13 protein-coding genes are annotated in these 15254 nt (G+C 57.9%); 11 read left to right on the top strand and 2 right to left on the bottom strand.

Features of this window, described 5'->3' with window-relative positions; translation table 11 throughout:
• The 5 genes from ABD013_RS15985 to ABD013_RS15965 all read left to right on the top strand — a co-directional run bounded on the left by ABD013_RS15985 (position 1) and on the right by ABD013_RS15965 (position 4226).
• Complete coding sequence (locus ABD013_RS15985; protein WP_343808212.1) at positions 1-1677, top strand: GGDEF domain-containing protein; 1677 nt, start codon at positions 1-3, stop codon at positions 1675-1677.
• A 65-nt stretch (positions 1678-1742) separates the two neighbouring features.
• Positions 1743-2330 (top strand): Crp/Fnr family transcriptional regulator, encoded by a 588-nt coding sequence (locus ABD013_RS15980; RefSeq protein WP_343808210.1) that lies wholly within the window; start codon positions 1743-1745, stop codon positions 2328-2330.
• A gap of 97 nt (positions 2331-2427) precedes the next feature.
• A complete protein-coding gene (locus ABD013_RS15975) occupies positions 2428-3060 on the top strand; it encodes an NAD(P)H-dependent oxidoreductase (RefSeq protein ID WP_343808207.1) in 633 nt (210 codons plus the stop codon).
• A complete protein-coding gene (locus tag ABD013_RS15970; RefSeq protein WP_343808204.1) occupies positions 3057-3500 on the top strand; it encodes a DMT family transporter in 444 nt (147 codons plus the stop codon). The genes ABD013_RS15975 and ABD013_RS15970 overlap by 4 nt, the downstream gene beginning before the upstream one ends.
• A gap of 6 nt (positions 3501-3506) precedes the next feature.
• Positions 3507-4226 (top strand): GNAT family N-acetyltransferase, encoded by a 720-nt coding sequence (locus ABD013_RS15965; protein WP_343808201.1) that lies wholly within the window; start codon positions 3507-3509, stop codon positions 4224-4226.
• A gap of 39 nt (positions 4227-4265) precedes the next feature.
• Here ABD013_RS15965 and ABD013_RS15960 read toward each other — a convergent pair whose 3' ends face one another.
• Complete coding sequence (locus ABD013_RS15960) at positions 4266-5756, bottom strand: aldehyde dehydrogenase family protein (protein WP_343808198.1); 1491 nt, start codon at positions 5754-5756, stop codon at positions 4266-4268.
• Positions 5757-6205: 449 nt separating this feature from the next.
• Here ABD013_RS15960 and peaA point away from each other — a divergent pair, with 449 nt between their 5' ends.
• The 5 genes from peaA (at position 6206) to ABD013_RS15935 (ending at position 12206) form a co-directional block, all read left to right on the top strand.
• Entirely contained in the window at positions 6206-7798 is a 1593-nt protein-coding gene (gene peaA / locus ABD013_RS15955) for a quinohemoprotein amine dehydrogenase subunit alpha (protein ID WP_343808194.1), read from the top strand.
• A 71-nt stretch (positions 7799-7869) separates the two neighbouring features.
• Complete coding sequence (gene peaB, locus ABD013_RS15950) at positions 7870-9300, top strand: quinohemoprotein amine dehydrogenase maturation protein (protein WP_343808191.1); 1431 nt, start codon at positions 7870-7872, stop codon at positions 9298-9300.
• A gap of 1 nt (position 9301) precedes the next feature.
• Positions 9302-9628, top strand: a complete 327-nt coding sequence (gene qhpC / locus ABD013_RS15945; RefSeq protein WP_343808188.1) for a quinohemoprotein amine dehydrogenase subunit gamma — start codon at positions 9302-9304, stop codon at positions 9626-9628.
• Between the two features lie 18 nt (positions 9629-9646).
• A complete protein-coding gene (gene peaD / locus ABD013_RS15940) occupies positions 9647-10771 on the top strand; it encodes a quinohemoprotein amine dehydrogenase subunit beta (protein WP_343808185.1) in 1125 nt (374 codons plus the stop codon).
• Positions 10772-10877: 106 nt separating this feature from the next.
• On the top strand, positions 10878-12206 hold the full coding sequence (locus tag ABD013_RS15935; RefSeq protein ID WP_343808182.1) for an alginate export family protein: 1329 nt from the start codon (positions 10878-10880) through the stop codon (positions 12204-12206).
• A 58-nt stretch (positions 12207-12264) separates the two neighbouring features.
• Here the strand turns inward: ABD013_RS15935 and ABD013_RS15930 are convergent, their stop codons facing one another.
• A complete protein-coding gene (locus ABD013_RS15930; RefSeq protein WP_343808179.1) occupies positions 12265-12780 on the bottom strand; it encodes a Slp family lipoprotein in 516 nt (171 codons plus the stop codon).
• A gap of 212 nt (positions 12781-12992) precedes the next feature.
• On the opposite strand from ABD013_RS15930, the gene ABD013_RS15925 reads away from it, so the two are divergent.
• Entirely contained in the window at positions 12993-14915 is a 1923-nt protein-coding gene (locus tag ABD013_RS15925; RefSeq protein ID WP_343808176.1) for a sigma-54-dependent Fis family transcriptional regulator, read from the top strand.
• Positions 14916-15254: the final 339 nt, after the last annotated feature.

Below are 15254 nucleotides of genomic sequence, written 5' to 3'. Positions count from 1 at the left end.
ATGCGTTCACTTCGACAGAGCATTGGTACGCGGTTAAGCCTGATTATCGGGGTGACTTTCAGTCTCTATCTGGTGGTCGTTTCGACTGTGGGCTATGTGATCTACCAGCAGTACCGCGGTTTCAGTGAACTGGCCAGCAGCCACTTCGGGCGTGCAATGGCAGCGGCCGAGCTGACCCGGGATGCGGAGATCATTGCCGCCGAAGTGTTCGAAATCATGGTCGGTAGTCGCCGTTCCATCAGTGCCGGCAACCAGCGCACCGAGAATCTCGCCAGTCTCTACCAGATGGCCCGTGACCGTCTGGAACAGCTGGGCACTGCAGGGGAGGTCGGTGACCCGGTACGTGATGAGCTGATCCGTTGGCAGCAGCCTTTCTTTGACAGCCTCAACAGCCTGGGCGATCAGCTGGACAAGGAGGAAACGCTGAGGGCGGCCCATCTGCAGCGCTTTGATGAGCTGTTCCTGCTGCTGCAGCAATTACCACTTGAGAATACCGACAGCTTGCAGCCGAATGAGCAACGTTTTGTCAGTTATGCCCTGACGGCCATGACTTCGGCGGCGGCGGCTTTGAGTGCCGAACGTCCGGGGCATATCGCTCAGTTGGAAAACACCTGCAGGCAGTCCCTGCAGCGTTTGGAAGCCCTGTCGTTAGCCGATGATCAGTGGGTCAGGTTGCGGACCAAGCTGAGTCTTGTTCTGCCGGAAACCTTTGAAAACCGTCCACCGTTGCTGAAAAACGCCCGGGCAACGCTGGCGATTGCTCGACATACCCGGGTGCTGGCGCAGAAGCTGACCAGTGCCACCTACAACTATCATCTGCAACTGAAAGCGTCGGCGCAGCAGGCGATTGAGGACCATCAACAGTTGATCCGCCACTCGTTGATGGGGCTGCTCCTGGCTTCGCTGGCATTGCTGGTCATCACGCTTGGCGCAGTCATCCATATCCGCCGTAATATCGTTTATCGTATCAACCGCTTGAACCACGCCATGCAGTCTCATTTGTCCGGGCAGGTGGTTTCCATCCCTCAGGATGGTCAGGATGAAATCAGTGGTATGGGCACCAGTTTTGCCGTGTTCGTGGATGCCCGTCATCAGGCAGAGCAGCAGCTGGAAGAAGCCAATCAGCATCTGCAGCAAGTCAATGAAGAGCTGGAGCGCCTGAGTGTGACCGATGCACTGACGGGGATCGCCAACCGGCGCAGTTTTGACCTTCAGCTGGCCCAGGAATGGCGCCGGGCACAGCGTGACAGTCGCATGCTGGCGGTGATCATGGTTGATGTGGATCTGTTCAAGAACTTTAACGACACCTTTGGCCATCAGCGAGGCGATGATTGCCTGCGTCAAATTGCTCAGGCGTTGGCCGCTCAACTGCACCGAAGTGGTGACCTGATCGCCCGTTATGGCGGTGAGGAGTTCATTCTGTTGTTGCCGGGGCTGGATCTGCAACAGGCAGGGCAGATGGCTGAACGGCTGCGTGATGCCGTGGCAGCACTGAATATTTCGCACCCGAGTTCGCTTAGTGGGTGTGTCAGTGTGAGCCTGGGGGTAGTGGCGCGAGTGCCGCACCCCAACATGCGTGTAGAGATGCTGATTCACGATGCTGACAAGGCGCTCTACATGGCCAAGGAGCAGGGCAGGGATCGTATCTGCTTCAGTGCTGAGGGGCGAACCGATTAACGGCGGTGGTGCGAACTCGCCACAGGTGAAATGCTTGAGTGTCCAGTCAACCGCGGAGCTGGCTTATGCATGAAGATCGGGCTTTCCTGATGCTGAAACAGGGGATGGATGCCTATCATCCTTTGTCAGAGCCAACCTGGCGTGCCTTGCAGGATTTTTGCCGCTATCGCCAGTTGGCACGGCATCAGATGCTCTGCCAGGCGGGGGAAGTACCGCATAGCTTTGCCTTTGTCTGCAAAGGCCTGTTCAGGGTATTTGCTCTGGATGACAAGGGGCATGAGTACAACAAGAACTTTTTCACCGAAGGGCAGTTTCCCGGCTCCATGACGGCACTGCTGTGTCATGAGCCTTCGCAGCACTCGATTCAGGCGCTTGAGGCTTCGGTGATTATCGAGATCGATTTTCAGTCCTTTCGGGATCTTCTGTACCGTTCGGATGACCTGAAGCTGTTCCAGATTCATTATCTGGAAACCAACTGGTTGCTGGCCAAGGACGCGCGTGAAACCCAGCTGGTGCAGGAGGATGCTGCCGAGCGTTATCAACGCCTGCTGAGCGAAAAACCGGGCCTGGTCGCCCGTCTGCCGCAGTACCATGTTGCCTCTCATCTTGGGATTACTCCAACTCAGCTGAGCCGTATCCGCAAAAAAATCTGATTCATCAACCTATGTAAATGAGTCCGGCGCTGTCGGTACGTAATCTGGTTGCAGTGGGCGGTTGTGCTGCCTGCCTGAAACCTGATGACTGGAGTTGATGATGACCCTGCTTGATGCCTTGAACCGACGCTATGCCGTCAAACGCTTCACAGACCAGATCCTTGAGGACGATCGCCTCGACAGCCTGATGGAGGCGGTACGCCTGAGCCCATCAGCCTTTGGTGTTCAACCCTATCGCCTGATCCTGATTCGTAATCCCGCGGTAAGGGCGGCACTGGTGCACCACTCAATGGGACAGGACAAGGTGCTGTACTCGTCACACCTGCTGGTGTTTGCTGCCTGTTCAGCGGTTGACTCGAGCATGGTCGATCAGCTGGTCGATGAAATGGTGGCTCAGCGTGGCGGTAACTTGGAGACCTACAAGGGGTTGGAGCAGCATGTCAAAAGCTACCTGAATGATATGGACCTGGCCGAGAAGGCGAAATGGGCGGATCAGCAATTGTACCTGGCGCTGGGCAACTGCCTGACCAGCGCGGCCCTGCTGGATATCGATTGCTGTCCCATGACAGGTTTCGATCCCGAGGGCTATGATCGCGTCTTGCAGCTTCAGCCTGAGGGACTCAGGACTGTAGCGGTCTGCGCCCTTGGTCAGCGACATCCGGAGGATGCTCTGGCTGAACAGGCCAAGGTGCGGTTACCGGCCGAAGAACTGATCCGGAGGTGGCCGTGACGCAGCTGTTTCCCTGGCTGGCGCTGTCGGCCGGTGCCGCCATTGCCATCCAGGCCGGGATGAATGCGCGTTTGGGTGTCGAGCTGGGCCATTCAATGCTGGGGACCAGTATCGCCTTTGCGGTGGCCTGTCTGGCTTCGTTGCTGGTCGTTGTGCTGCAATGGCATCGGTTGCCGGGGCTGGACCAGCTGGGTAATGTGCCGGCCTACCTCTGGCTGGGAGGCGTCATCAGTGCCTTTGGGGTCGGCATGTTCTATTTCCTGATTCCGCGGATGGGGGTTGGGCCGATGATGGCTTTCGCCCTGACCGGCCAGATCATACTGGCGGTGATCTGCAGCCATTTTGGCTGGTTTGATCAGCCGGTGCGACCCATGAACACAATACGACTGGCCGGCCTGCTCGTGCTGATCGCCGGTGTCAGCCTGATTTACTGGGAGTAAAGCGTGATGGATGTATCACTCGCTAAGGCCAATATCGATAACCTGACCGGTCTCTGGCGCCTGATGGGATCCCAGAGACAGAGCTCAGGTCTGCATTATTCGCTCAGCTGGCCAGGGCGATGCTGGCTGGAGTGGGACCTCAGGGAGGAGTATGACGCGCTGACGATCCAGGCCTGTATTCCCTCAGGTTACCTCTGCCCGATCTGGCATGCGGGGGAAACATCGGCGCAGCTGGAGCAGCAACTGGTTGCCAGCGGCTTCGAAATGGGGCTGCAACAGCTGGTCATGGTCTTGCCGCTGGGTGGTCAGGAGCCGGGTAATAAGAGCGACCGACTCGATCTGAGCCTTCTTGAGCATGCCGGTGATGCTGAAGCCTGGGCCGATCTTTGTGGTCGTGCCTTCGGCTATTCGATCGATGCCAGTGTGATTGAGCGGTTGCGGCAACAGCCGGATGTGGAGGTGCTTTGGGCCAAGTGTGGCGGTGTTCCAGTGGCGACGGCCATCCTGTATCGAACAGGGGCGGTGGTGGGCGTGCACCAGGTCGGCGTGCCGCAGGAGCAGCAGGGCAAGGGCATCGCCCGTGAGCTCATGCAGCAGTTGGTAGCACGCGCACAGGCAACAGGGGCTGAGTATCTGTGTCTTCAGGCATCGGCGGCGGGAGAACCCCTGTATCTCAGTATGGGATTCCAGCCACAGTTCACGCTCCGCAGCTACCGCCGGGCCTGAGAGTCACCGGCAGCGCTGAATCCGCTGCCGGTTAACCGGTCAGATCTTCATCAGTACCGATTTGACCTCGGTATAGTGCTCGATGCAGGCGGCGCCCATCTCGCGACCCAGGCCGGATTGCTTGAAGCCACCGAACGGCAAGGCCGGGTCCAGCGCGGTATGACAGTTGACCCAGACACTGCCGGACTTGATGCGCGGCACCATTCGGTGCACCGCTGACAGGTTGTTGGACCAGATGCTGGCACCCAGCCCGTACTGGCTGTCGTTGGCGATACGGATCGCCTCCTCGATAGTATCGAACGGCATGGCCACCAGTACCGGGCCGAAGATCTCCTCCTGTACCAGCGTTGAGCGCTGGTTCACATCGACCACTACGGTGGGCTGCACAAAGAAGCCTGGTCCCTGGGTGTTGCCACCGGTGGTGATCGTAGCGCCTTCGGCCAGTCCCTTCTCGATATAGCTGTGCACACGCTGCTGCTGCACGGCGGATACCAGCGGACCCATTTCGGTGTACGGGTCCAGCCCGTTACCGAGGCGGATATTGCCGGCGATATCGGTGATGTCGGCGATCAGGTTATCGAACAGTTTGCGCTGCACGTAAAGACGGGAGCCCGCACAACAGACCTGACCGTGGTTGAAGAAGATGGCGTTGGCAGCACCGGCCGCCGCTTCCTGAGGGTTGGCATCGTCAAGCACGATGGTGGGCGACTTGCCGCCCAGTTCCAGCGTCACCCGCGTCATCTGATCCATCGCCGCCTTGCCGATCAGCTTGCCGACACCGGTCGAGCCGGTGAAGGTCAGTTTGTCCACGTCCGGGTGGGATGACAGCGCCGCACCGGCGTCTTGGCCAAGGCCCGGCACCACATTGAGTACGCCGGCCGGGTAGCCCGCTTCCAGTGCCAGTTCTCCCAGGCGCAATGCTGTCAGCGGGGTATCTTCCGCCGGTTTGAGTACGACGGTACAACCGGTGGCCAGTGCCGGTCCCAGTTTCCAGCAGGCCAGCAGCAGCGGGAAGTTCCAGGCCACGATGGCACCTACAACACCGACCGGCTCGCGGGTGGTGTAGCCGTGGAACTGGGCGTCCGGCATGAAGGGGACGGACGGCTGCACGTGGCTGCCCTCGATCTTCGTGGCCCAGCCAGCCATGTATCTCAGGAAATTGATCGCCAGCTGAATATCCACCGCCTTGGCGATGGCCACGCTCTTGCCGTTGTCGAGGCACTCGATCTCAGCCAGAGACTGGGCATTGGCTTCCAGCAGATCGGCAAAGCGCCACAACAGCCGCTCGCGCTCAACCGGTTTCATCCGGCTCCATGAAGAGTCTTCGAATGTATTGCGAGCGATGGCGACCGCCCGGTTGATATCCTCGGCAGTGCCTCGTGCAACCTGGGTGAAGCGCTCCCCTGTGGCCGGATTTATCACATCAATGCTACCGCCATCACTGGCTTCCGGCCGCTGATCACCGATCAGCAGGGCGTGAGTTCGGTTAATAAAGGCCTGAGTGTCGGGGTGGAGGGAAAACTCAGTCATGGCATACCTCTTATGGTTATCGTGATAGCTGTAAGAGATGAATGGCAATGCCTGTGCCAGTTTTCATGATTGCTCTTATGTTCATGAAAATAAATGACTTTTTTGGTTTTCATGACGATTTCATGTCGCGGGCGTCTGTCGCAGATTGAGACAGGCGTCCAGTTTTGAGCCCGGAGCAGATGCTTGGGATGACAAAGCCCATTGCCGGCATCTGTGGGTTATCGCAGTCGCTTGTCTCAGAATGAAACTCCTGTCTCGAGATAAGACAGAAAGTGTTCGCGGGAACAGGGGGTCGAAAGTCGTAATATTAAAAACAAGTTACTGTTTTATAGACGAAAAATTAATTTGGCACAGGCTGTGCTTCCTTCACGTTGACTCAACATGACCCGGAGCTCAACGGGTGTCTCGGAGCCGAGATCCCGCAAATGACCACTGAAGGAGGTCGGACCTTGAAAACAACAACACTAAAACCCCTGGGGCGAGGTTTACTTGCATTGGCCGTGGCTTTAGCGACTCAGTCGTCGCAGGCGGCGTCAGATGCCGAACAGATTATTCAGAGCAACTGTCTGGCCTGTCACACTCAGGAAGGCGATCAACAGTGGAGCCGCATCAGCCATCAGCGCAAGACACCGGAAGGCTGGCTGATGACCATCGCCCGCATGCAAGTGATGCACGGGCTCAAGATCAGCGATGAAGATCGACGCACAGTGGTCAAATATCTGGCTGATCGTCAGGGCCTGGCCCCGTCGGAGACCGAAGGTGCACGCTACGCACTGGAGCGCCGTCTCAACACCCCTGAAGCTTTTGACTCCCAGATGTTCACCGAGACATGTGCTCGCTGTCACTCCGGTGCACGCGTGCTGCTGCAGCGCCGCCCGGCCTCTGAATGGGAACACCTGGTTCACTTTCACCTCGGCCAGTGGCCGACCACCGAATTCCAGGCGCTGGCCCGAGACCGCGACTGGCTGGATCTGACATTGAACAAGATGGTGCCGGAACTGGCGGAATCCCTGCCGATGGACTCCAGGGCCTGGGCTCAGTGGCAGCAACAGGCGGTCGCACCGGTCCAGGGTGACTGGACGCTGGCCGGCCATATGCCGGGCAAGGGCGCTTTCCATGCCCGCATGAGCGTGACCCCGACAGAGGGTGAAGATCAGTATGCACTTATGCTGACCGGTCAGTATGCCGATGGCAGTGAACTCAAGGGCAAGGGACAAGCAGTCGTCTACACCGGTTACGAATGGCGCGCCAATCTCGAAATCGATGGTCAGGTGATGCGCCAGGTGTTTGCACTGAAGGACGGCCAGCTGAGCGGTCGCATGTTCCTGCGTGACAAGGATGAGGTAGGCGCTGATGTTGTTGCCGCACGTGATGCCAAGGGGGCGAGCAGTATTCTGGCTGTGCAGCCTGCCTACATCAAAGCCGGTACTGAAGCCGAGATCACCATTGTCGGTACGGGTTTGAGCGGCCTGCCGGTGCTGGGAACAGGGGTGGATGTGGTTGAAGTGATCAGTGAAAGCCCCGACCTGATCCGCGTGCGTGCTCGTGCTGCCAGTAACGCATCAGGTGTGATGACACCGAGTGTAGGCGTGACTGAAGGCGGTCGTTTTGCCATCTATGACCGCATTGCCGATGTCAAGGTGGTACCTGAGTTTGCCGTGGCCCGTATCGGCGGTAACGGCAGTTCCACACCACGCGTGGAGGCACGCTTTGAGGCCGAAGCCTGGGCGGCAGGCCCGGATGGCAAGGATGGAACGGCCGATGATTACCGTGTCGGCATGATGCCGGCGACCTGGTCTGTGGCGCCGTTCGATGACGTGGCTGAGGCCGACCGCGATGTTCATTTCACAGGTCGTATGAACGCCAGTACCGGTGTCTTCACACCCGCCGCGGCCGGTCCCAACCCGGAGCGCCGCATGATGACCAACAACGCCGGCAATCTGAAGGTACAGGCGAGTGTACAGGACGGTGCCGAGACACACAGTGCCGAAGGACAGATGATCGTCACTGTACAGCGCTGGAATAACCCCCCGATCCCCTGATCAGCGGGTTCGATGCAATCAGGGGAGTGCCCTTTGGCACTCGATATGAAATCTGAAAGGGGAGACCGGATATGGGTGCTGTACTCAATCTGGTGGAACACAACCTGCATGAGGTGCAGGTCGGGGATACCCGGATGCTGTTCCATATTCCGTCCAGTTCGCTGTTTGCACTGGATAGCCTGACTTCGGGCATACTCGATCGGCTGCGCAGTGGTGCAGAATCGGCCGAGGCACTGGTCACGGGCTTGAGCAACCGTTTTTCGGAACAGGAGATCACCGAAACGGTACGCGAGCTGCTGGCGCTGGAGCTGGTCAACGATGGCCGGCCGCTGACCGACGAGATTGGCACGCGCCGGGTAGACCAGTTCCCGTTGACCACGGTGGTATTGAACGTCAACACCGGCTGCAATCTCAGTTGTACCTACTGCTACAAGGAAGACCTGGATATACCCTCCGCCGGTCGCAAGATGGAGTTGCAGACCGCGATCGATTCGGTGGAGATGCTGCTGCGCGAATCACCGGATGAAGAGCGCTACACGGTGGTGTTCTTCGGTGGCGAACCGCTGAGCAATCGCCCGCTGATCGAGGCGATGGTGGCGTACTGCGAAGGCCGTTTCGCCGAGCTGGGCAAGCAGGTGGAGTTCGTCATGACCACCAATGCCACGCTGCTCACCGACGAGATCATCGACTGGCTCAACGCCCATCGCTTTGGTTTGTCGGTCAGCATGGATGGACCCAAGGCGATCCACGACAAGAACCGTATCACCGTCGGCGGTCAGGGTACCTACGATGTAGTACGTCGCAAGGCGCTGAGGCTGCTGGAGCGTTACGACTCACGCCCCATCGGCGCACGCGTCACGCTGACCCGTGGTACCACCGAGGTGGAGCAGATCTGGGACCACCTGTTCAACGAGATGGGATTCTCGGAAGTCGGTTTTGCGCCGGTCACCTCCGGTGATATCAGCAGCTACAACCTCACCTCCGAGGAGCTGGTGGAAGTTTTTGCCGGCATGAAACGCTTGGGGCAGCGCTACCTGGAGGCTGCGCTGGAACACCGAAATATCGGCTTTTCCAACATGCACCAGCTGATCACCGACCTGCACGAAGGCCACAAGAAAGCGCTGCCCTGCGGTGCAGGCCTGAAAATGCTGGCGGTGGATCACGAAGGCGAGCTCAACCTCTGTCACCGTTTCACCGGCTCTGATATGCCGACCTTTGGCAATGTGAAGAGCGGTGTGCAGCAGGTGGAATTGGGCGACTTCCTGTCCAAACGTCTGGATCGTACCGACACCGGCTGTGCCAGCTGTCGCATTCGCAACCTCTGCTCCGGCGGTTGTTATCACGAGAGCTACGCCCGTTACGGGGACCCGACTCATCCCACCTATCACTATTGCGACCTGATGCGTGACTGGGTCGACTTCGGCATCGAAGTCTACAGCCGCATCATGGCGGTCAATCCCGCCTTCATCGACCAGTACATCTCGCCTCGGAGGGCGCACTGACATGAAACATCTCAAAGCGATCAACAACAAGGCTCAGCTGTTGAGCCAGGCCGTGGCCGACGACAACGTGGAAGAGGTCGTCACCATGAGTGCGCTGGCCGGTTGTACCGCCACAACCGACCCGGGCTGGGAGATCGATGCCTTCGGTGGCGTGACCTCCCTGTGTCAGCCGATGGAGTCCGATCTTTATGGCTGCGCCGACCCCTGCTGGTGGCCTGCACAGGTGCCGGACATGATGAACACCTACCCGGACTGGAACAAGGATGCGATGAACTCGAAAGATGACTGGCGCAACCTGGGTACCGTGTTCCCCAGTGACAAGAACTAAGCCGAAGGTGACCTGATCATGAATAAAAAACGACTTACATCCCTGATGCCGGCGGCTGCTCTGGTTCTGGGAACGGCGCTGTCAGGAAGCGTACTGGCCAAGGGGCCGGCGCTGAAAGAGGGCCACGAATACATGGTAGTGGCCAACTACCCCAACAACATGCACGTGATCGATCTGCAGAGCGACAAGCTGTACAAAAGCTGCGAACTGCCGGATTCATTCGGGCCGGGTGTGACCCAGATGGCGCCGGACGGCAAGACCGCCTATATCCTCAACAACCATTACGAGGATATCTACGGCGTAAACCTGGACAACTGTGAAGTGACTTTCCATGCCGCCATGTCACAGCAACAGAATGAGCGCACCAAATCGATATTCTCCTTTGCCATCAGTGGCGATGGCAAGGAGCTGTATGCGGTGCAGAATCCGACCATGCTGTATCGCGATCACTACCGGGTACAGCCGTCCCGTCTGGCCGTTTATGACACCAGCGCAGGCCTGAATGCCAAGCCGGTACGTACCTTCCCGTCACCGCGGCAGGTTACGGTGATGCAGACCGGTGCGGATGGCACTCTCTACATGGCCGGTGCTGATATCTACAAGGTCGATGTGAACACGGGTGATGTCGATGTGGCGATTCCGAGCCGTAACTGGCAGCGTCCGCTGTATGCACCGCCCGATGTGTTGAACGCCTGGCCGATCCAGTCGCCGTCGAAGGATTTCACCATTCTGTATACGACGGCCAAATTTCAGGATGAAAGCTACAACCTGGATACCGCGGACTGGATCTACGGTTTCATGAACGTGAACCTGGAAACCGGTGAAACCCAAACCACCGACTTCGGCCCGATCACCGAAATCTACTTCACCGGCATCCTGTCCCCGAAGGATCCGAACATCATCTACGGCGTACTCAATCGATTGGCCAAGTACGATATCGAGAAGAAGGAGCTGGTAGGGGCCGCCGAACTGGATCATTCCTACTACTGTGTCGCCATCAACCATGCAGGCAGCAAGATCTATCTGGGCGGCACCTTTAATGATGTGGCCATCTACGATGCCGAGAGCATGGAGAAGCTGGGCAATATCCAGCTCCCGGGAGGCGATATGGCCATCTCTACCTCGCAGGTGTTCATTCGCTAAGCAATCAACTTGAAAGTTTCATCATTCCTGTCTGCACTCATAGCCTGGCAGGCTTGCCCGGACATAAGGTCCGGGCCCTTTTGACAGGAAATACGGAGAACAACAGATGCAGAAAACGATCTTGGCTGCGGCCATCGCGACTCTGGTGTCGGCACAGGTGTCGGCATACAACCTGTATAATGAGCAGGGCACTGAACTGAACCTGGATATCGAAGCGGTGTTCGGTGTTTTCACCAGCGGAGAAAACTACGGTCTGGGTGCCAAAACCGAAGCGGGTGGCTCCGACTGGCAGGAAGGTTACATCAAGTACGGCTTCTCGGGCAGCCACGCCTATGACTCGGGCGCCAGTGTCTATGCCGGCCTGAACCTGATCAGCTCTGGCACCTGGGGCGACGGCGATGCCGGCGGCTTTACCTCCGGTGACGAGTCTGACACCGATCTTGAAGATGCCTACATTGGCTGGCGTTCCGGTAACCTGATCTCAGGACTGGGCGAGAATGGCCTGGATATTTCCTTTGGTCGCCAGAACTTCTCTATCGGTGACGGTTTCCTGATCAACGGTGACTCGCTCAACCTGGGGGATGCCCTTAACGGTGGCGGTTACGACTTTGATCGTGGTGGTGCCTACTGGCTGGCGGCGCGCAAGGCGTTTGATCGCACTGCCATTGCCCGTATTGGCGGGTCGGAAGGCCTGAGGGCTGATCTGTTCTGGATCGAATCCGATAACCCGGCGCAGGCGATGACCGAACTGGCGGGTGTCAATGCCGAGTATGTGATGCCTGAAGGTACTGTTGGTCTGGCCTATATCGAAGGTCTGGATGTTAACGACAAGTATGCCCAGGCACTTGGCTATACCCATCGTGATGGCCAGCAGACCCTGAGCCTGCGTTACCAGGGCAATGCCGGGATCGAAAACCTGTTCCTGTCCGGTGAGGTCGTGACTCAGGACCAGGGTGACAACACGCGTGAAGATGGTGATGCCTGGTACGTGGAGGCGGGCTGGACCTTCGCTGATTTGCCCTGGTCCCCCAGTGTGAACTACCGTTATGCCACCTTTGACGAAGGTTTCGATCCGCTATTCTTCGGTTTCAGCCGCGGTTACGGCACCTGGTTCCAGGGTGAAGTGGCGGCCAACTATGCCGGTCCGTTCAACTCGGACACCGATGTGCATCATATCGGTGTGAAAGCGGCGCCGACGGAGATGTTGAGCATCGGCGCGCTCTTCTTCGACTTTAACGATAGTGTCGGTGGCAGTGGCGCGCTGGACGGTCAGGAAATCGACCTGTATGCCGAATGGGTCGTCACCCCCAACCTGATCATCAGCCCGCTGATCGGCTTCTACTCGCCGGATAACAGCCTGGCTGACGGTGGTTCTCAGATCGGCAGCGACGATACCAATGTCTACGGTCAGGTGATTGCGATCGTGCCTTTCTGAGGCGGCCAGTGCAACAAATCTCCCTTTCTATTTTGGGGCAGCAGAGGCTGCCCCTTTTTCAGTTTCTGGCTGGTACTACGATGATCGGGCGCAACATGAAGGGACTGTAAAAGAAGGGATCGCAGTCACAGCGTTCGGGCGGGTCCTTGAGTTCAGGCCAGAGGTGGACGGATTGTGCATTCAGTACCGGGAAGGCGTAGGGCTGTTCGCCGACCTTGCCCTGTTCCATGCCCGAGAACTCGCCCAATGCGGTAACTTGCCGGCCAGGTGCATAGATGGCGGGATCAATGAAGCCGGGTACTCTGATGCGGAAGCGGCCGGTACTGTTATCGCTTTTCAGCGGGCGACCACTGCTGCTGAGCTCGAACTGGACGACCTCGATCTCACTGCCCTCGCTGAGATTTCTGACCTGAGCCACTTCGCCGCCCCAGCGTGCTTCGGCGGGAGGTGAAGTCAGGGGGGCATCGGCAAAGGGGAGCAGGGCCAGTTCATTGACGGGCTTCAGTTCATCCGGAACAGATGCACATCCTCCCAGCAGCAACAAACAGAACAGAAGACAGTAACGACTCAACATGGGTAACCCTTTCGTCTGGAAACTACTCTGAATGTATGTCAGACAACCGATATCCGCCCAGAGTTCGGTGATGTCTGGTCTGGATATTGCAACTAACTCTGAAAGTTTAGGTGGGCCTTGGGGCATTTGCACCTCGTCCGGGTTTGGCGTATACAAGAGTGATCGCAATTTCCTTACATCATCGGGAAAATAACAATAAAGAGGCCGAAGTTATGGCGCCCCGTCTACGCCAGGATCTGATCAGTGATCCTGTCCATGCTGCGCGCATTGCGCGCGAACGTCTTCAATCGGAGGGTGAACTGCCGTCCGGTTACCTGCGTGATGAAATCGAAGCGTCCTGGCGTCGCAGTCTTGAGGCTGGCCTGGACTGTTCTGGCGAGCGTAGCGAAATCATCGATGAAGTCTCCGATCTGAAAACCTTCCGTGATCAGCACGAGCTGCTGCTGCAGGTTGCCATGCCTGAAATCGAGCAGCTGACGCACCAGTTTGGGGATCGTGGCCTGATTATGCTGGCCAATGCCGATGCCCGTATTCTGGCCCTGGAGGGTGGAGATGCCATCATCACCCCGTCACGGCAATTGGCGCTGCGGCAGGGGGTATCCTGGAGTGAGGCCAACCGCGGTACCAATGCAGTTGGAACCGCGATCATTGAACACCGCCCGGTGCTGATCAATGAGGAGGAACACTTCCTCGATACCGTGTCCCATCTGTCCTGTACCTCTTCACCTCTGTTCGATGCCGATGGTCATCTGATGGGTGTACTGGATCTGACCCGGGTAGGGCTCAACAGTCAGCCGCAGGACACCCTGGGCGTTATCCAGCTGGCTGCACGCAGTATCGAAGGACGGTTGTTCACCAGCCAACACCAGAACCGAATCGTGCTGGCCTTCCACACCCGCCAGCAGTACCTGCGCTCGGCCTGGCAGGGGCTGGTTGCGCTGGATGAAGAGGGACGCTTGCTGGCAATCAATGAGCAGGGATGCCAGTTGCTGGGTCGGGGGCGTGAGTTGATAGTTGGCAAGACGATCGACGAGCTGGTGGGAGAGAGCGTCGGTGTACTGCTCACGACCTGCCTGCGTCAGCGCATAGCGTTGGTTCAGACACGGTCTGGCGAGCTTTATTGCGAGTTGCTTCAGTTCCCTGACCGCCTGCTACCGGCAACTCCGGTTACGCGAGTACCCGAGAGTCCAGCTTCCCGGGGCACTCAGACAGTCAATCCTCTGGAGCGTTTTGCGGCGGGTGAGCCCAGGCTGCAGCGGGCCATGAGGATGGCCGCCCGTGCCATGGGGCAGGAGATCCCGATTCTGCTCAGCGGTGAAACCGGCAGCGGCAAGGAAGTGGCGGCTAGGGCGTTGCATGACGCCGGCGAGCGCAGAGACAAACCCTTTGTGGCGGTGAACTGCGCGGCCATTCCGGAAGGACTGATCGAATCAGAGCTGTTTGGGTATCGAGAAGGGGCCTTTACCGGTTCGCGCAAGGGCGGCATGGTGGGGCGCTTCCAGCAGGCCAACGGCGGCACTCTGTTTCTGGACGAGATCGGCGATATGCCGGTTTCACTGCAGGCCCGTTTGCTGAGAGTGCTGCAGGAGCGCAGGGTGGCACCACTGGGTGGCGGGGAAGAGGTCGCGCTGGATATTACGCTTATCGCGGCCACTCATCGCAATCTGAAGCAGATGGTGGCGGAGGGGCGCTTTCGCGAAGATCTGTACTACCGGATAAACGGGGTAGGTGTGCGCCTGCAGGCACTGCGTGATCGCAAGGATTTTTCTGGTCTTTGCCAGCGGCTGCTCCAGCAGCTGGGGCGCCCGGATGTATTTCTGGATCCGGAGCTGCTGCTACGGTTGGCCGATTACAGCTGGCCGGGCAACTTCCGCCAACTGGAAATGGTGCTGAAAGTTGCACTGGCGTTCATGGAACCACAGGAGTCTGTGCTCACTGAGGATCACCTGAGCGATGACTTTCTCGAGGAGCTTGAGGCTGTGCCGGTAGCGGGTGGCACCTTGCAGGAAACCCAGGAAATGATGATTCGCACGACCCTGGATCAGCATGATGGCAAGGTGACGGCGGCTGCTCGGGCTTTGGGGATCAGTCGTGCGACGCTGTATCGCAGGATGAAGTCTCTTGGCATAGCATGAAAGCCTAGATGCAATAATGGCAGGTTCAACCACATCTTGAGGGGAGTAGCGGTTCAAGCGGGTTTGAAGGCCCGCATGAAGCCGTTAGGGCCAGGTTCTGCTTTCCAGCACGTATAGGTGACTGGCAAGTATCTATTATATATCGACATATACTTAATATATAACTAAATATTTTAGTTGTGTTGCAACTTGTTACATTAATTAACATATTAATAAAACCTTTCCGGTCGCCTTGAGCTAGAGTTACTACTGTTGGGCAGGGCACTACGGCTGTGCCCCGAACAAAGCCCCCGCAACAATAACAAACGGCTGGCCCCGGTTGCTGCTTAGCACCAGGTT

Origin of the sequence: Marinobacterium maritimum (genome assembly GCF_039523155.1) — a bacterium.
Taxonomy (GTDB): domain Bacteria; phylum Pseudomonadota; class Gammaproteobacteria; order Pseudomonadales; family Balneatricaceae; genus Marinobacterium; species Marinobacterium maritimum.
This window is presented reverse-complemented; position numbering and strand designations above follow the sequence as displayed.